Below are 16,498 nucleotides of genomic sequence, written 5' to 3' on the forward strand. Positions count from 1 at the left end.
TTATGGGCACGCCTATGGTCTGTTCGTCTTTGTCTGATCAGCTTTTTAAAATCTGCATTCTTTTATTGAATAAAGTCGGATAAGACAGGAAACCAAGCATGATGCTTGTCACGGATGCAGTCGTCAACAATAAGAACATGATCAACAGCTGGAATTGGACCGCTTGGATCGGGTCTGCCCCTGCAATGATTTGTCCGCTCATCATCCCGGGCAGCTGAACAAGCCCGACAGTCTTTTGGCTTTCAATCGTCGGGATCATGCTGGCTTTGATCGACCGGATCAGCTGCCTATGGATCGCCTGTTTCGGCGTTCCGCCAAGCGACAGGATCAATTCGGTCTGGTCTTGGTGCGATTCCACTTCCGCTGTAAAGCGGTTAAGGAAAAGAATCGACAGTACCATTGAGTTCCCGATGACCATGCCGCTGATCGGGATGATGTATTGCGCCGTAGGCGGGGTGATGTTAAAGCCGATAAGGATCCCTTGCGTCAACACTTCCACAAACACTAACGTAACGGCAACCTTAAGTGTAATGCCTTGGATTGATGCCCCTTTTTTCTGCGCGTTATGGGTGGCTGCAACGACCATTAGCGTGACCATCAGAAAAACATAGATCAAGCTGCTGGAATCGAAGACGAATTTCAAGACATAGCCGACGGCCAGCAATTGGATAATTGAACGCACCGTGGCGACTACCGTATCTTTTTCCAAACCCAGTTTAAAGGTTTTTGACAAAATGAGCGGAATCAGCACGAAAATCAGCGTTAAAGATAAGGTGAAATAACTCATTTCGCTTCCCCCTTCACAAAACGCCTAACTTCGTCATTATGCGGGTCGTTCAGCAATTCACTTTCCCCGGTTTCAATGACCTCGCCATCCATCATCACCCAAGTATAATCGCCGATCTCGAGTGCTTGTTGGAGGTTATGCGTAATCCAGATGATGGTGGTGCCGTATTTTTCATTTATTTTCACGATCAATTCCTCTATTTCCTTTAACGAGGTACGGTCCAATGAGGAGGTGATTTCATCCAGCAACAGCACTTTAGGTTTGTTGACAAGCGTTCGCGCAATCGATACTTTCTGGCGTTGTCCGCCAGACAGGTCTTTCACATTGCGGTTCAGCAAATCTTTTGCCAGGCCGACATCTTCGAGCAACGCTTCCGCTTCTCCAACGGGCAATTTCTGGTTCTGCAATTCCAATGGCAGATTCAAATTATCGTAAACAGTACCGCTGACCATCGGCGCACTTTGCAGCGCAATGCCCACCATGCGCCGCAAATCCACCGGATTGAACTGGTTGACCGCTTCACCTTTGATGTACAATTCTCCTTCATCAGGTGACAGTAGGCCATTGCATAATTTCAGCAAAGTCGTCTTTCCGGCACCGGAAGGCCCGACCAGCGTCGTTATTTTCCCTTCAGGAAATGAACCGGTTATGCCTTTCAAAATGCGGAAATCCCCAATACTGAAGCCGACATGGTTAAAATGGATAGCCGGCTGGTAATCGATTGTCATGCAAATCACTTCCTTTTCAAAATGAAGCGGCACACAAATTGATGTGTACCGCCGCGTTGTGCCTACAATTTTCGTTCAGCGAATTCATCGTCCATTTTCAGGAAGTATTCGCCGCCTTCTTCAATTTGCTTCATGCGGGTGATGAGATCCCGGAAGGTTTTTTCTTCCTCCGTCTGCTCTTCGATGAACCAATCCAAAAACGATAACGTTGCGTGTTCCTGAAGTTCGCCTGCCAATGTCACAAGCGCATAAATATTGCTCGTCACGTCTTTTTCCTGCGCTAAGGAACTTTCCAATACGTCCAGTGCTCTTTCGAAATGATTCTTAGGTTCATTCAATGCTTGAAGCACCGGCTTTTCGTCCATCGCCGCTAAGTAATGGTAGAACTTCATCGCATGTTGATGCTCTTCCTGTGATTGAACTAAATAGAAATTGGCGAATCCGTGGTACCCTTTTTTCGAAAAGTAAGCAGCCATGGCCGTATATGCGTGAGCGGCCTGTAATTCATTATTGAATTGATCGTTTAACGCCAAAGTCAATTTTGCTGGTAACATGTGTATTCCTCCTCTTTCTTATTTATAATCATTCTAATATAGATAATATAACACATCGCTTTCGTGCCTGCCAAGTAATTGAGAATTTATTAATTTAATTGAGAATGAAAATCATTTAAACAGTTATTTATTTGAATTATTAACGATAATAATTATCATTTGTAGAAAAACGGAATAAAAAAGGAGCTTATAACTTACTTTTAGTAAGTAGTTAGAGTATAATAACCATTAGATGTATAGAAGCGTATTTTAAGGGGGAAATCCGATGACGTCAATGAAACTCGAACCGGCAGTATTGTCGGTATTAAAAGATAAAATCCAATTGATCAAAATGGACGAAGAAGCGATTTACTTGGTAGGCCCGATCCGCTTGCCGGTCAGCCTCAATGGCGCCACCGTTGAATTCCAGTGGTACAGCTGGCTGAAGCACGATGAAGTGACAGAGGATTATGGCAGCATCATTGAAAAATTATCTTCTTCCAACTTGGCTGAATACCAGCAGTCGAGCGTGCTTGTTTACGGTGATTTTAAAAACAGCGAAGATGCGTTGATCCGCATGCATTCGATTTGCCACACCGGCGATATTTTCGGCAGCAAGCGCTGCGACTGCGGCTTCCAGCTGAAGCAGTCGATGCAGCAGATCACCGACCACGGTTCAGGCGCCTTGTTTTACCTGGCGAACCATGAAGGGCGCGGCATCGGCCTATTCAGCAAGGCGATGGCGTATGTCCTGCAGGAGAATGGCTATGACACAGTCGAAGCGAATGAAAGCTTGGGCTTTGTCGACGATTCCCGGAATTACGAAGACGCCATTGCCGTATTAAAGCAATTGCGCACAAAACCGGTTACGTTGATGACCAATAACCCGAAAAAACTGACGGCACTTGAAAACTCCGATCTGGCGATTGCCGGAAGAGTGGCTCTTTGGGGCGACAAATCGGAATACAACGAAAAGTACCTGCAGACAAAAATCAGCCGATCCGGCCATTTGGAAGAATTGGAGGACGAAGCACATGCCGCAAGATGATTTTTACATGGCGCTTGCCATCAATAATGCCAAATCGATGAAAGGCCAGACAGAGCCGAATCCGCTCGTCGGATCGGTCATCGTCAACGGCGGCCGCGTTGTCGGCATCGGCGCCCACTTAAAAGCAGGGGAACCGCATGCCGAAATCCACGCCCTGCGCATGGCCGGCGATGCCGCACGCGGCGGCACCATCTATGTCACATTGGAACCTTGTTCGCATCACGGCCGCACCGGACCATGTGCGGAAGCGATCGTAAACGCCGGATTGAAAAAAGTGGTGATTGCCACGCTGGATCCGAATCCTTTGGTTTCGGGCAACGGTGTGGCGATACTCGAACGAGCAGGAATCGACGTTAAGGTCGGCGTATGCGAAGAAGAAGCGCGCCAAATGAATGAAGTGTTCAATCTTTTCATCACCGAAAAACGGCCCTTTATCACATTAAAGGCGGCTTCGACTTTAGATGGCAAAATCGCTACCCGCTCGCTCGATTCAAAATGGATCACTTCAGAAGAAGCGCGCCTGGATGTCCATCAGCTGCGGAGCGAAAACCAAGCGATCCTTGTCGGTGTCGGAACTGTCGTCGAAGATGATCCTGAACTGACGGCACGCATACCGGATGGCCGCAACCCGCTCCGGATTGTCCTGGATTCGTCGCTGAGGATTTCCCTCGACTCGAAAATTGTGGCAGACGGCCTTGCTGAGACCTGGATTTTTACTGCCCAAAAAGTGGATTCCGAGAAAAAAGCTGCATTGGAACAGCTTGGAATTTCCGTCTTCGAAACGAGCGGCTTGAAACAAGTCGATGTCCGCGATGTTGTCCGCATCTTAGGAGAAAAATCCATTTCTTCGTTGTTCATTGAAGGCGGCGGCACGGTCAATGCGGCTTTTCTTGAAGCAGGCTTGGTGGACAAAACGGTCTTTTACTTTGCACCGAAACTGATCGGCGGCAAACAGGCGCCTACTTTCATCGAGGGCATGGGTTATGACTTGATGAAAGACGCCGTCGAGTTGGAACGCGGTGAATTTGTTAAAATCGGCAAAGACTTTAAGTTCACAGGCTACCCTGTCAAAAAGGAGCAAAACTCATGAAATTCGGATTTGATATCGACGATACATTGATCAATTTGCGGGAATACGCATTTGGGCTTTACCAGGAAAAGCTTGGCCGGAAAGTCGACGCATCCCATTTCCACGAACTTGACCGTGTGGAAATCCATACGCTCTTCGGCATGACCGATGAAGAAGGCCATCATATGTGGAATAGTGTGCTGGAGGAATTGTATTATACGGAATGCCCGATTTACCCGGGAGCAGTTGAATTGCTTCAAAAACTGGAACGCCAAGGGCACGAAATCTATTACTTGACCGCCCGCCCTGGAAAACATGCAGAACGCACAAAAACGTGGATGAAGCAGCAGGGCTTTCCGGTTGCAGACAGCCGTTTTTATTGCGGCATGAAAGATGCTGAGAAAGTCCACATCATCGAAAAGCTCGAACTCGATTATTATTTTGACGACAAGCCTGCGGTTGTGGAACATTTAACACGCGGCTCGCTGACCGTAGTGATGAAAGATCAATCCTATAATCGCCACTTGGCACATCCCCGCATTGCGCATTGGGATGAGCTGGAGCCTCTCCTGTCAAAAAACCGAAACTGAAAACAAAAATCCCTCGCCTGATTTCTTCCAGGCGAGGGATTTTCAAATTTTATCTTCCTCGCTTAAGCCGCTGCTGCCGAAAGCATCGTCCAGCGTATCGTAGCGCGCAATTTCACATACTTTGTTATTTTTTATCTCCATATACGTATAGATGACCACTTCGCCGCGTTCGTCATCCCACGTGCCTACCTGCTCATAAATCACTTTATCCCTTTTTGCGTAACGGTTTCGGGTGACCAAGTGGATATGCGAGTTTTCCACCCATTGCTTCAATGTGTCGTGCCCTACCGCACTGCCTGCCGGACCGATCATTTCGATATTGTGGTCAGAAACCGCCAATACGCCATCGACATCCTTGGCATTTACCCGTTCGACCCACTTGTCAGCCGTCTCAATGATGTTCTGCATGCCTTGTCTCCTCCATCCCGTTTTTTCGCACTATTTTCTGAATTTTAACATAAATTCGTGTTTTCAGCAGTAAATTAATGAGCAAAAAGAAAAAGCCGCAGATTTCTCCAGGCTCTAATAATGCGTATTCTTCAATTTTTTAAAGGTTTTCACAAAATGGCCCGGATCTTCGTGGACTCTATATGTGATGACCCCTCTATGGGTATGCAGATACAGCAGATTCGCATCTTGCGAAAAGGATTTATAGGAAACATCCCAGACGTTCGGCAATTTGAAGACCGACGCCGAAGCGACCACTTCATCTTCAAACAATTGAAGATGGTATTCCCGCTGGATGATCCGCATCTCCCCCGCTTCGATAAACCGTTCCGTATCGATGTAAACGATTGATGACAATAACCCCGGCATGCCGATCCGCCTCCTCGGGTGTTCGTTTTATAAATTTTAACGCACCTGTCCTGCGCCATGCAATCAAATCGGGTCATCCGTGCGAATCAGACGTCATCCTCTTCATGGAACTCAGTGTCGAAATATTCATTGGTCAAGTCGCCATTTATGCCGATGGCAGCGGCGCTTCCTTCACCGGCCGCAATGATGAGCTGCGAAGGGACGATCAGAGACGCGTCGCCCGCGGAATAGACGTTCCAGACGTTAGTGCGGCCATAGCCGTCCGTCAGGATGCCGCCGTGGGCATTCAAGCGGCAGCCGAGCTTTTTGGCAAAAGGCGTAGCATGGCTCCAGCGCGGCGTGACAAATCCGCCGCGCCGGTCAATCAAGGTGCCGTCTTCAAGCCGCACGCTGCGCAATTGCCCTTCTTCACCTTCAAGGCCATCGATCACGTCTTCGTAGACGACGATCCCTTTCGCCTCCAGCTTGTCGCGGTCTTCCAGCTCCAAGCGCCCTTCCCCGTCTGTAAACACCACCAAGTCCCTGCTCCATGTAAAGACTTTTTTCGCCAGTTCAAATACATTCTTATCCGCGATGACCGCAAGCGGCTGATCCCGAAGTTCCCAGCCGTCGCAATACGGGCAGCTGAACAAGCTGGTGCCATAATAATTTTCAATATCCGGTATATTGGGCAGCTCTTCTTTCAGTCCCGTTGCGAGCAGGACTTTGATGCTGTGGTAAACTTCCCCTTTTGCCGTCTTCAATACATAATGGGTATCGGTCACATGTTCGATATCGGCAATCCGGTCTTTCTTCAACTCGACACAATCGTATTTGGCGACTTCTTCATACGCCAGCCGCTTGAATTCCGATGGCTGGATGCCGTCCCGGGTGATAAAGCCGTGGGATGCACGGGTCACCAGGTTCCGGCCATGATTGTCATCGAAAATCAATGTCTTCCTCCGCGATCTTCCCAGCACCAAAGCAGCGTTCAAGCCCGCGGGCCCGCCGCCGATTATTACACAATCGTATCGCATGTCAGCCATCCTCCATAACTTGCTTTATCCCATAAATTTTCCCGCTATGGAGGGCCCGTAAACGTCGTCCAGCCGAAAAACAGCGCTGAACCCAAATGGATTCAGCGCTGCCGATTTATGCCTGTTTGGCCAATAAGCCATTCAATACTTCAATGAAGAATTCGTTTTCTTCCGGCGTGCCGACCGAAACGCGGATAAATTCCGGCAAGCCCCATGTTTTGCCGTAGCGGACAATGACGCCTTGCGCCATGAGGGCTTTATAGATTTCCTCGCCGTTCGGGCCGACTTCCACCAAAACGAAGTTCGCTTCGCTTTCCGTATACTTCAAACCCAGTTCTTTAAACGTTTTATAGAAGAGCTCGCGCCCTGCTTTATTGGCTTCACGAGATGCTTTTACGTGTTCCGTATCCGTGATTGCAGCTGTAGCGGCTGTTTGCGCTAATGCATTGACGTTAAATGGCTCTTTCACTTTCAGCACCGATTGGATGATTTCTTCCGGTGCGATGCCGAAGCCCACGCGCAGTCCCGCAATGCCGTAAATTTTCGAGAACGTCTGCAGCACGATGACCGGGTATCCGGCTTTGGCGAATTCAACACCTTCTGTGTATTCCGGCACATCAGCGAAGTGGCTGTAAGCCCCGTCAATAACAACCAGGATATCATTCACCGAGTTGAGCACTTTTTCGATATCCGCTTTGGCCATGATTGTGCCCGTCGGATTGTTCGGCGTACAGATATAAATGATTTTGGTTTTATTCGTAACAGCAGCTAAAATGGCATCCACGTCAAACTCAAAGTTCTCTGCGAATGGCACCGGCACCACTTTTGCCCCCATGATGTGCGCCCCAAAATCGTACTCACTGAATGAAGGCGACGGCACGATGATTTCGTCCCCTTGTTCCAAAAACGCTTCCGAAACGAGCGTGATCAATTCGTCTGCACCGTTTGTCGGAATGATTTGCGACGTTGTTACACCGTATTGTTCGGCAATGGCTGTTTTTAAAGCCGTCGCATCAGCATCGGGGTAACGGTTCAATTCCGACAAGCTCTTTTTGATCGCTTCTACTGCCTTCGGAGAAGGGCCAAGCGGATTTTCATTTGATGCCAATTTAATGACGCGGTCCAAGCCCAATTCTTTCTGTACTTCCCAAATTGGTTTGCCCGGCGAATAAGGCTGGATTGTATCCAAAGTTTTACGCGGTAAGATGTTTTTTCTGATTTCCATATGAGCGCCTCCCGATGATGGTTTCCATTGTTTGAATGTTTATTTAAATACAATTATAACTATACCAGTCATTGGGCTTTTGCGGCACCTGAAATTACTTCCATGCCATTCAAGAAGCTACGGCAGCACTTGCCTGCGAGGGCGCTTATTGACTAAGTAGATGCTGAGAATGATTAAACATAGCCCCACTGCGAGTGTATTGGTAACTTCTTCATCCATAAATACAGCACCAGCCAGGACGGCAATAAGCGGCACCAAAAATGTGAAGGCCGCCACCTTGCTGGCCTCTCCATTATTCATCAAGTGAAAATAGATGACAAAGGCAATCGGCACACCCAATGTCGCACCGAACCCGAGGCCGATGAAATAAGGCAGGTTCCACATGATTTCCGAACCATCCTCAAAAAAGCTTCCTATAGCGAGCAGCACTGCACCGCCAATCAGAAATTGCATGGACACCATCCACATCGAATCAACCCGTGTGCCCACCTTTTTCACATAGATGACGCCGAGCGCCCAACTGAGCGCCGCCGCCAGCGCCATGATGATGCCGATCATTGATATAGCGCCAGTTAAGCTGTCCGCGCTAATTGCCAATATGCCGAAAAAGCCGACCAGAAGTCCAGAAAATTTCAAGATGGTCATGTTTTCCCCCAGCCAGAGCCAAGCAAAAATACCGATCAGGACTGGCTGGCAGTAGACCACGACCGAAAACAGTCCTCCCGGCAAGTATTCCAGCCCTGCGGTTTGCAATCCGTAGAAGAGCACCGCATTGAACAAAGCGGAAATGCAATAGGCCGGCCAATTTTCCCGCCACTTAATGCGTTTCCATGCAGGCAGCAAGACAATAGCCAAAAGCAGTCCGCCTAAAAACGAGCGTGCTCCAGCAAATAAAATCGGTGGGGTGTAGTCGAGCGCCATTTTGTAGATCGACCAGCTGACACCCCAAATGAGCACCAGAAAAACCAATAAAAAGGTGGCGCGGTTGAAATATCTGCTCACTTCACTATCTCCAATCAACTGATTTCTAACGCTGTTTCCATTATACAGAATGTGCCGTCCCTCTTGGCGGCAATGCCGAACTATTTGTAACCTGCTGTGAAATATGGTTAACTGTAACGAGACAAAGTGAAGAGGAGTTTTTCCTATATGATCAAGAAAATGAAATTCGTATTTGCGCCCCTGCTGCTAGCAGCCGTGCTTGGCGCATGTTCAGATAATGAAGAAGCTGCACCGAAAGAAGATACAGCAAAAGCATCAGAAGAGCAGGCAGCTGCGGGAGAAGAGACAAAGCTTGACCTGCCAGCAGAAGAAGATGTTGTGGTTGTGGTCAACGACGAAGAAGTGTTGGGCAATGTCTATAATAGCGTGGCGCGCCAGCTAGAAACTTCAATGGCGACGCAAGGCACTGACGTGAAAGAAGAAGAAAATGCCAAAATGGTGAAAGATCAAGCCATCGATGTCATTGTCGGCAATAAACTGATTTTGCAGGATGCTGCAGATAAAGGGCATAAAGCAGATGATGCCGTAGTCAAAGAACGCCTTGAAGAGCTTAAGGGACAATTTGAAAGCGAAGACGCCATGAATGAGGCACTTAAAGAAAGCGGCTATTCGATGGAAGATATCGAACAACAGCTCAGCGAACAGATTACGTATGAAGCATATGTTGCCGAAGAATTGAAAACTGAAGAAATCACGGATGAGGAATTGAAAGCGGCCTACGACCAATTCAAATCGACATCAGAACAGGAAGCTCCGCCTTTCGAAGAAATGGAGCCAATGATTCGCCAGTCGCTTGAACAGGAAAAATCTCAGGAAGCTGTTGCTAAACGCATTGATGAATTGAAAAAAGATGCAAAAATTGATGTGAAAATCTAATGATCAAGCCCCCCGGCCAAATTGGCCGGGGGGCTTTTCATTGTGTTTTTATAGTTTTTCTTGGCAGAACGCAAGAACTTCTTGCTCTTCGTCTTCTTCAAGAGCGAATTCCAAAATTTCTTTGGAAAGTTTATCCACAAAATTATAATGTGCAATACGCGCGCCATTGTCGTCAACCGCTAAGATTACACGCAGCTCAAGGCCGCCAGCCGTATACAGTTCGTCGTCTTCATCCACTTCAACATCTACCAAAAATTCATACCGGTTTCCCACCATAATGCCGGTCGGATCTTGTATTGCATGAAAACTAAAATTTGAAAATTCCATTCTAAACACCTCCATTTCCTTATTTTAGCCTGTCTGCAGTTTTTTGGATAGCATAAGCCGAAAAAACGGGATGCCGCTTTTCACCATTCCCTCACAAAATGTCCGTTTACCTTAAGTTCTCAAGGGAATACTCATAAAAGACATAGTTTACAGAAGGAGTGGAAATAAACATGAAAGTATTGGTAATTGGAGCAAATGGCCAAGTAGGCCGCCACATTGTAAAAGAATTATCTGATTCTTCGCATGACGCCATTGCGCTTGTCCGAAAAGAAGAGCAAGCTGCGCATCTTAAAGAACTGGGAGCTGCGGATGTAGTCATCGGCGACCTGGAAAAAGATTTCAGCTCGGCATTCGACAACGCGGACGCAGTCATTTTTGCAGCAGGGTCCGGCCCTTCGACAGGTGCGGATAAAACCCTCACAATCGATTTATGGGGCGCTGCCAAAGCAGCAAAATACGCAGAAGATAAAGGCGTGAAGCGCTTTGTTCAGCTCGGCTCAATGGGTTCGGCAGATCCGGATTCAGGCGGCGAGGAAATGAAGCCCTATCTGGTGGCTAAACGCACCGCAGACGACCTTCTTCAGGCAACCAGCCTGGATTACACGATCGTCCGCCCAGGCGCGTTATCCGATGAAAATAAAACAGCGCACATTGAAGTGTCCGCTGACGGATTCACGTCAATCGGCGATCGCTCGATTCCGCGTGCCGACGTCGCGCACATCCTTGTGGAAGTACTGGATCGCCCAAACACCTACCGCAAAACATTTGAAGTGCTCCAAGGCAGCAACGAAGCTGGCGCAGAACTCGATTCCCTCTAAACATCAGCCGGCACAGGCGCAGAAAACAGCCAATGGATTTCTGCGCCTTTTTGTGGTATTATAGGCATTACGATAATAGAGGACGTGATAAATATGATTAATATTCAACCACCAAAAGCGGATGTGACAATCACACAACGCAAACAGGAAATCATCGGCGACGAGGCTGTCGTCAAACCGCTTTACGGGTTTATCGACCTGCATGAGATTCCGCGCGACAAAGGCGGCATCATCCAGTTCTTTAACCACAGCGGCGATTTATTGTTTGTCGGCAAAGCCCGCAAACTTCGCCAACGTGTTAAAAAGCATTTTGAAGACAGCGTGTCACCATTGAAAAACCATCGCGATGAAGTTTACCGCATCACGGTATCCATCGTTGAAGACCCAATGGAGCGCGACATCTACGAAACATATTTGATCAACACGCAAAAAGCGAAATACAACGTTGATAAAGTGTTTTATCAAGAACAATAGCCTGTTTCAAACCCCAGCATCGATTTGATGCTGGGGTTTGTTTTTTTTATAGGCCAAACCTTTTTCAGTCCGCCAGCCGCTTCTCGAAATAATGCTGGCTGTGCCCTTCCGGATGGTCATGCAGCACACCGAACTCCCGGAATCCTTGTTTTATATAGAATTCAGGCGCCTGAAAACTGAACGTATCGACTACCAATAGCCGGTACTGGCGCTCACGGGAATATTGCTCGATTGCCCGCATCAATTGTTCGGCAATCCGCTGGCCGCGGCATTGCGGGTCCACCCACAAGAAATCGATGTGCATATGGCCCCAATACGCCGTCCCCGTGACGCCTCCCAGGATCTCACCCCCGCTTCCGCGGACAACAAACCCGATTGGCCCGCCAAGTGCACGCGCATTTTCGCCCAGCTTCTGCATATTATGCTCAATTACTTTCGAGCGGATAAAGTCCCGTTCCTCTTGCCCATTCGACTGGATGATTTCCATTTTCAATTCCCCCTGAAAGCCGTTTATAGATTCCCTTCCATTATATCGCTGATTAATGTTTTAAGCTTTATTTCATTAGGGAATGGTAACTTATCAAAGAGCTTTTTGGGAGGAACCCGTTATGTCATCTCATGCAAAAGAAACCCCTTCTGCCTGGTGCAGAAGCGAATATGATCCGCTGCGCCTCGTGCTGCTTTGCCCGCCTAAATACATGGAAATCAAGGAAATCATCAACGATGTTCAAAAGCGCTACCAGCAGGAGAACATAGATGTCGCAACAGCGATGCTCCAGCACCGCCAGTTTGTTGCGGCGCTGCAGAAAAATGGAGTGGAAACTGTGATGCTCGAGCCTTCCGACCATTTTCCCGAACAAGTTTTCACACGCGACATCGGGTTTACGATAGAAGATACTGTGTTCATCGGCGACATGGCCGCGTCTATCCGCCAAGGCGAAGAAGAAGAATTGCAGAAATGGCTGGCCAAGCGCCAGATCCGTTTCCAATCTCTCGGCAGCCACCGGGTAGAAGGCGGCGATGTTCTCATCGACCAAGATACGATTTTTGTCGGCATCAGCAGCCGCACGTCAGAAAAGACGATTCAGGAGCTTGAACAAAAGCTTCCTTCGTTCCAAGTCATTCCTGTCCATTTCGACGAACGTTATTTGCATTTGGATTGTGTCTTCAATATCTTGTCGCCGACTGAGGCGTTGATTTTTCCGGAAGCGCTGAGCAGCGAGACCGTTTCCATGCTTGCCGAACGATACACCTTGATCCCTGTCAACCGCGAAGAACAATTTGCGCTTGGCACGAATGTTTTGTCGATTGGCAGCCGGCGTGTTTTCAGCCAGCCGCAGAACCGCGAAGTAAACGCCCAATTGCGGCAGCACGGCTTCCACGTTATCGAAAATGATTTTTCCGAAATCATCAAATCTGGCGGTGCGTTTCGCTGCTGTACCATGCCTGTCATCCGAAAATAAATAAAAGGTGATCCGGGAAGAAAATTCCCGGATCGCCTTTTTGTTTTATTGGATAGCGGTTTTTTCTGCAATCTTTGCCAAAAACGCTTTTACTAAGTCTGCACCAGCTGGTGTGCCGATTGACTCCGGATGAAATTGAAATCCGTAAACCGGATGGCTCCTATGCTTGATGGCCATGATACAGCCATCATCAAGCGCGGCTGCTTGGACCTCGAGGCAGTCCGGCACTGTCTCTGCCTGCAAAGCCAGCGAATGATAGCGCATCACAGGGAGAGGCTCCGGAAGACCGCTGAAGAGGCCTCTTCCGTTATGTTCAATGTCGGACACTTTTCCGTGCCTGATTGCTGGAGCCTCAGCGACTTCCCCGCCAAAAGCGGCTCCGATCAGCTGATGCCCCAGGCATACTCCGAGAATCGGAATCGATTTATAGGCTTCCCGGATAAGCTGGATCGATTCCGGCAGTGCGTCCGGGTGTCCCGGCCCAGGTGACAAGATAATCGCGTCCGGTTGTTTGGCGATGATTTCTTCGGTGCTGAGCACGCCGTAGCGTATAACCTCGACCGCTTGGCCCGCTTCAGCGACCGCCTGGTAAATGTTATAGGTAAATGAGTCAAAATGATCGATCAACAGAATCATCCGAACACCTCCGTCAAGGATCGCGCTTTATGAAGCGTTTCTTCGTATTCCGATTGCGGATCGGAATCATGGACAATGCCGGCGCCCGCCTGGACATGGACGTTTTCATCCTTGACGACGAATGTGCGGATTGCGAGCGCGACATCCAAATTTCCGTTGAAGCCGATGTAGCCGACCGCTCCGCCGTAAACGCCTCTGCGTTCCTTTTCAAATTGCTGGATCAATTGCATCGCCCGGACTTTCGGAGCTCCCGATACCGTGCCCGCAGGCAGGCAGGAGACGAGTGCATCAAGCGGATGCATTGCGTTGTTCAGCTCCCCGGTGACTTCTGAAACAAGGTGCATGACGTGCTGATATCGCTCAATTGCCATGTATTTCGGAATCTTCACCGAGCCGACTGCCGCCACTTTGCCCACATCATTGCGGCTGAGGTCGACAAGCATCCGGTGCTCTGCCTGCTCTTTTTCGTCATTGGCCAGCTCGTCAGCAAGCGCTGCGTCTTCCACTTCCGTACGGCCGCGTTTGCGCGTCCCTGCAATCGGGTTCGTAATCATATGGCCGCCTCGGACCGTCAGCAAGCTTTCCGGCGAGGCACCGACGACTGCATAGCCGTCGAAATCAATAAAGAATTGGTAAGGAGACGGGTTCTGCTTGCGCAGCTTGCGGTATAGCTGGAAGGCATTTCCCGCATACGCCGCAGACAAGCGCTGCGACAGCACCACTTGAAAGATATCCCCTTTGCGGATATGCATCTTCGCCTGCTCTACCTGCTTACGAAATGCTTCGGCACTAATTTTCGAACTGAAAGCCAACGGCGGCTGATGCATTTCCGCTTCTTCCGTTTCCGGCTCGCGCAGCTGCGCTTCAATCTCTTCGACTTTACCTTCAAATGAAATGATCGTGGCATCATGCTTTACATGGTCGAAAACGATGATCGTTTCATAAAGCTGGAGATGGATATCGGGCATCTGCAAGCTATTCTCGACAGCCGCCTCGACCGGTTCGTAGACGCCGATTGCGTCGTAGCCGATATAGCCGAGCGCGCCTCCCGTAAACGGCAGCCCCTCGACAGCGGCTTCCCGCACCGGCATCAGGCTTTTCAACAGTTCCAGCGGCTTCCCGGCGTGCAAGGTTTCCTTGCCAGACCTGAAATCTACTTCCCTCAATGTCTCCCCTTCCCCAATATAAGCTTTGGAAGGGTTTGCCCCAATAAATGAATATCGGCCTGTAGCCGTTGTTTTCAGCGAACTTTCCAGCAGGCATTTGCGCGGCCCTTCTAAACGGTTGAACACCGCAATCGGCGTCAATGAATCTCCTTCGATCTTTTTCATTTTCATCTCTGCTCATCTCCTCTGCTTGTCAATCTTCTTCGCGGCTAAAACAAAAAAGCCCTCAGCAAGGGATATCCCTTCTGAGGGCGGATTAACCGCGGTGCCACCTCATGTCAAAGCTGAACCAGCTTTTCCTCTGCCCCCAGTAACGCGGGGGAAACGGGCCTCCCTACTCCAACTTCAAGGGGCCACTCATAAGTCCATTCACATGCGCGCCCCGCCAGTTTCCACCTGACACTGGCTCTCTTTGAGAGGCTTTCACATGCTACTCTTCTTATTCGGCGATTTACTCAACTATGCTCAACTCAGCTGTACTCCGGCGATGCCGCTTCCGGCACCTTCTGCCTTAATCCGTACAAAAAGGTTGACCTCATCTTATGAAATCCAGCCGCTTTTGTCAACTGAAAGCAAAATAATATGATAATTCTGTTTCTGCAAGCCGTTTTAAGGTAATCTAATAATAAGCGAGTCCATTAACTAAATGAGGGGGCAACAAGAAGATGAAAAAACATTGGTTTTTAGCAACCGCATTTTTAACTTTACTGCTGATCCTATCCGGATGTGCCGGAGAAAGCGGCGGGGATGGGGCCGAAAGCGGCGGAGACTCTGGCGATAAGACGAAAATCAGCTTTATTCATTGGCGCGGCGAAGATAAAGCGGTCCTTGATGAAATCATTACTGAATTTGAAAGCGCTAATCCGGATATCACGGTGGAAATGAACATTTATCCATCCGATCAATACCAAGGCACTGCCCAGCGGATGCTGGCGGACGGCGCCACAGGAGATGTCTTCACATCATTCCCTGGAGCCCAGTTCGAATCGATTCAAAGCGCCGGCCTGTTTGAAGATTTAAGCGGCGAAGAGTTCATTGCTAACTTTGACGAAAACCTTATTTCAGTCGGACAAAAAGACGGCAAGCAATACGCGGTCCCTTACCAGCTCGTTTTCAATATGCCGGTCTATAACAAAGGCATGTTCGATGAGCTCGGCTTGGAAGCTCCGAAAAGCTGGACTGAGTTCCAGGAGATGGCTGATACCTTGCTTGAAAACGGCATCACGCCGATTGCTTTCCCCGGTGCGGACATCGGTCCGAACCAGTTCATGAACAGCATGATGATGAACAATGCCCCTGATGAAGAGATTTTCGCCAAATTGCAAAGCGGCGAAGAGTCACTGACCAATGAATGGTGGGTCAAAACGCTGGAAGACTTCAAATTATTGGCTGACAAAGGCTATATCCAGGAAAATGCCTTAGGCACCAACGCGGATGCTGCCATGTCGATGGTAGCCAATGAAGAAGCTGCCATGATTGCGACCGGCTCTTACCATATGGCTTCCCTCTTAAAACTGAACCCTGACTTGCAATTGGATTTGCTAGCGCCTATTACAGTAGAAGAAAGCGAAATGGTCTACGAAGGCATCAACACTGCGACTTTCATGCTTGCAGTCAACAGCAAGTCTGAGAAAAAAGAACAAGCGAAGAAATTCATCGAGTTCCTGAGCCAGCCTGAGATTGCCTCTAAATACGCAAACGAAACTGGCCAGCATTTGACGGTTACTGACGTCACGTACGAATCAGAAGCTTTGAAAAATACCGCTTATTGGATCGACGAAAAGAAAACACGATTCCAGCCGCGCTTTTTGATCACCAACGCGCAAATCGAAGCAGCTGTACTCAGCTCGATTGAAAATGTCCTGGGCGGAGAAGAACCTGCAGCTGCAGCCGAAGCTGCCCAAAAATCGTAGACGAAAACAGG

General features: G+C 48.8%; 20 protein-coding genes and 1 other annotated feature. Of the genes, 8 read left to right on the plus strand and 12 right to left on the minus strand.

Translation table 11 applies throughout. The annotated features are described in order from the left end of the window. Nucleotides 1-37: 37 nt before the first annotated feature. The 3 genes from EGV91_RS10275 to EGV91_RS10285 all read right to left on the minus strand — a co-directional run bounded on the left by EGV91_RS10275 (nucleotide 38) and on the right by EGV91_RS10285 (nucleotide 2,069). A complete protein-coding gene (locus EGV91_RS10275) occupies nucleotides 38-787 on the minus strand; it encodes an ABC transporter permease (RefSeq protein ID WP_135503402.1) in 750 nt (249 codons plus the stop codon). Beyond that, the gene (locus EGV91_RS10280; protein WP_135503405.1) at nucleotides 784-1,515 is read right to left on the minus strand and encodes an ABC transporter ATP-binding protein; all 732 of its coding nucleotides are present in this window, start codon (nucleotides 1,513-1,515) and stop codon (nucleotides 784-786) included. The genes EGV91_RS10275 and EGV91_RS10280 overlap by 4 nt, the downstream gene beginning before the upstream one ends. 62 nt (nucleotides 1,516-1,577) lie before the next feature. Continuing rightward, a complete protein-coding gene (locus EGV91_RS10285; protein ID WP_135503407.1) occupies nucleotides 1,578-2,069 on the minus strand; it encodes a ferritin in 492 nt (163 codons plus the stop codon). Nucleotides 2,070-2,334: 265 nt separating this feature from the next. Here EGV91_RS10285 and EGV91_RS10290 point away from each other — a divergent pair, with 265 nt between their 5' ends. From EGV91_RS10290 to EGV91_RS10300, 3 genes are read left to right on the plus strand one after another with little or no spacing between them, the layout of a single operon-like run. Next, nucleotides 2,335-3,096, plus strand: coding sequence for a GTP cyclohydrolase II (locus EGV91_RS10290; RefSeq protein ID WP_135503409.1), 762 nt, complete (start codon nucleotides 2,335-2,337; stop codon nucleotides 3,094-3,096). Further along, a complete protein-coding gene (ribD, locus tag EGV91_RS10295) occupies nucleotides 3,083-4,186 on the plus strand; it encodes a bifunctional diaminohydroxyphosphoribosylaminopyrimidine deaminase/5-amino-6-(5-phosphoribosylamino)uracil reductase RibD (protein WP_135503411.1) in 1,104 nt (367 codons plus the stop codon). Before EGV91_RS10290 ends, ribD begins: the two co-directional genes overlap by 14 nt. Next, nucleotides 4,183-4,755, plus strand: a complete 573-nt coding sequence (locus EGV91_RS10300; protein WP_135503413.1) for a 5' nucleotidase, NT5C type — start codon at nucleotides 4,183-4,185, stop codon at nucleotides 4,753-4,755. Before ribD ends, EGV91_RS10300 begins: the two co-directional genes overlap by 4 nt. Before the next feature lie 42 nt (nucleotides 4,756-4,797). Here the strand turns inward: EGV91_RS10300 and EGV91_RS10305 are convergent, their stop codons facing one another. The 5 genes from EGV91_RS10305 to EGV91_RS10325 all read right to left on the minus strand — a co-directional run bounded on the left by EGV91_RS10305 (nucleotide 4,798) and on the right by EGV91_RS10325 (nucleotide 8,814). Beyond that, entirely contained in the window at nucleotides 4,798-5,163 is a 366-nt protein-coding gene (locus tag EGV91_RS10305; RefSeq protein WP_135503415.1) for a nuclear transport factor 2 family protein, read from the minus strand. Between the two features lie 114 nt (nucleotides 5,164-5,277). Then, nucleotides 5,278-5,571, minus strand: coding sequence for a hypothetical protein (locus EGV91_RS10310; protein ID WP_135503417.1), 294 nt, complete (start codon nucleotides 5,569-5,571; stop codon nucleotides 5,278-5,280). A gap of 86 nt (nucleotides 5,572-5,657) precedes the next feature. Beyond that, nucleotides 5,658-6,587: an NAD(P)/FAD-dependent oxidoreductase gene (locus EGV91_RS10315; protein ID WP_135503419.1), complete on the minus strand. Its 930-nt coding sequence runs from the start codon at nucleotides 6,585-6,587 to the stop codon at nucleotides 5,658-5,660. A gap of 115 nt (nucleotides 6,588-6,702) precedes the next feature. Beyond that, complete coding sequence (gene hisC, locus EGV91_RS10320; protein ID WP_135503421.1) at nucleotides 6,703-7,812, minus strand: histidinol-phosphate transaminase; 1,110 nt, start codon at nucleotides 7,810-7,812, stop codon at nucleotides 6,703-6,705. 117 nt (nucleotides 7,813-7,929) lie between these two features. Further along, nucleotides 7,930-8,814, minus strand: a complete 885-nt coding sequence (locus tag EGV91_RS10325; protein WP_135503423.1) for a DMT family transporter — start codon at nucleotides 8,812-8,814, stop codon at nucleotides 7,930-7,932. Nucleotides 8,815-8,961: 147 nt separating this feature from the next. Here EGV91_RS10325 and EGV91_RS10330 point away from each other — a divergent pair, with 147 nt between their 5' ends. Next, nucleotides 8,962-9,690: a SurA N-terminal domain-containing protein gene (locus EGV91_RS10330; protein ID WP_135503425.1), complete on the plus strand. Its 729-nt coding sequence runs from the start codon at nucleotides 8,962-8,964 to the stop codon at nucleotides 9,688-9,690. 48 nt (nucleotides 9,691-9,738) lie between these two features. Here EGV91_RS10330 and EGV91_RS10335 read toward each other — a convergent pair whose 3' ends face one another. Further along, nucleotides 9,739-10,017: a DUF6509 family protein gene (locus EGV91_RS10335; RefSeq protein ID WP_135503427.1), complete on the minus strand. Its 279-nt coding sequence runs from the start codon at nucleotides 10,015-10,017 to the stop codon at nucleotides 9,739-9,741. A 170-nt stretch (nucleotides 10,018-10,187) separates the two neighbouring features. Here EGV91_RS10335 and EGV91_RS10340 point away from each other — a divergent pair, with 170 nt between their 5' ends. Together EGV91_RS10340 and EGV91_RS10345 are read left to right on the plus strand one after the other, a co-directional pair. Next, nucleotides 10,188-10,835: an SDR family oxidoreductase gene (locus EGV91_RS10340; protein WP_135503429.1), complete on the plus strand. Its 648-nt coding sequence runs from the start codon at nucleotides 10,188-10,190 to the stop codon at nucleotides 10,833-10,835. An 87-nt stretch (nucleotides 10,836-10,922) separates the two neighbouring features. Further along, nucleotides 10,923-11,309: a nucleotide excision repair endonuclease gene (locus EGV91_RS10345; protein WP_241666170.1), complete on the plus strand. Its 387-nt coding sequence runs from the start codon at nucleotides 10,923-10,925 to the stop codon at nucleotides 11,307-11,309. A gap of 64 nt (nucleotides 11,310-11,373) precedes the next feature. Here EGV91_RS10345 and EGV91_RS10350 read toward each other — a convergent pair whose 3' ends face one another. Continuing rightward, nucleotides 11,374-11,796, minus strand: coding sequence for a GNAT family N-acetyltransferase (locus EGV91_RS10350; RefSeq protein WP_135503433.1), 423 nt, complete (start codon nucleotides 11,794-11,796; stop codon nucleotides 11,374-11,376). A 121-nt stretch (nucleotides 11,797-11,917) separates the two neighbouring features. Between EGV91_RS10350 and EGV91_RS10355 the strand changes: the two genes are divergently transcribed. After that, complete coding sequence (locus EGV91_RS10355; protein WP_135503435.1) at nucleotides 11,918-12,772, plus strand: dimethylarginine dimethylaminohydrolase family protein; 855 nt, start codon at nucleotides 11,918-11,920, stop codon at nucleotides 12,770-12,772. Nucleotides 12,773-12,817: 45 nt separating this feature from the next. Here EGV91_RS10355 and EGV91_RS10360 read toward each other — a convergent pair whose 3' ends face one another. Then, nucleotides 12,818-13,408 carry an anthranilate synthase component II gene (locus EGV91_RS10360; protein WP_135503437.1) on the minus strand — a complete coding sequence of 197 codons (591 nt, stop codon included), beginning with the start codon at nucleotides 13,406-13,408 and terminating at the stop codon, nucleotides 12,818-12,820. Next, nucleotides 13,405-14,745 (minus strand): anthranilate synthase component I, encoded by a 1,341-nt coding sequence (gene trpE / locus EGV91_RS10365; protein ID WP_135503439.1) that lies wholly within the window; start codon nucleotides 14,743-14,745, stop codon nucleotides 13,405-13,407. The genes EGV91_RS10360 and trpE overlap by 4 nt, the downstream gene beginning before the upstream one ends. 73 nt (nucleotides 14,746-14,818) lie before the next feature. Next, nucleotides 14,819-15,030: a binding site (T-box leader), on the minus strand. A gap of 209 nt (nucleotides 15,031-15,239) precedes the next feature. On the opposite strand from trpE, the gene EGV91_RS10370 reads away from it, so the two are divergent. After that, nucleotides 15,240-16,487 carry an ABC transporter substrate-binding protein gene (locus EGV91_RS10370; RefSeq protein ID WP_135503441.1) on the plus strand — a complete coding sequence of 416 codons (1,248 nt, stop codon included), beginning with the start codon at nucleotides 15,240-15,242 and terminating at the stop codon, nucleotides 16,485-16,487. Nucleotides 16,488-16,498 lie beyond the last annotated feature (11 nt).

This window comes from Planococcus koreensis (assembly GCF_004761975.1).
Lineage (GTDB): Bacteria > Bacillota > Bacilli > Bacillales_A > Planococcaceae > Planococcus > Planococcus koreensis.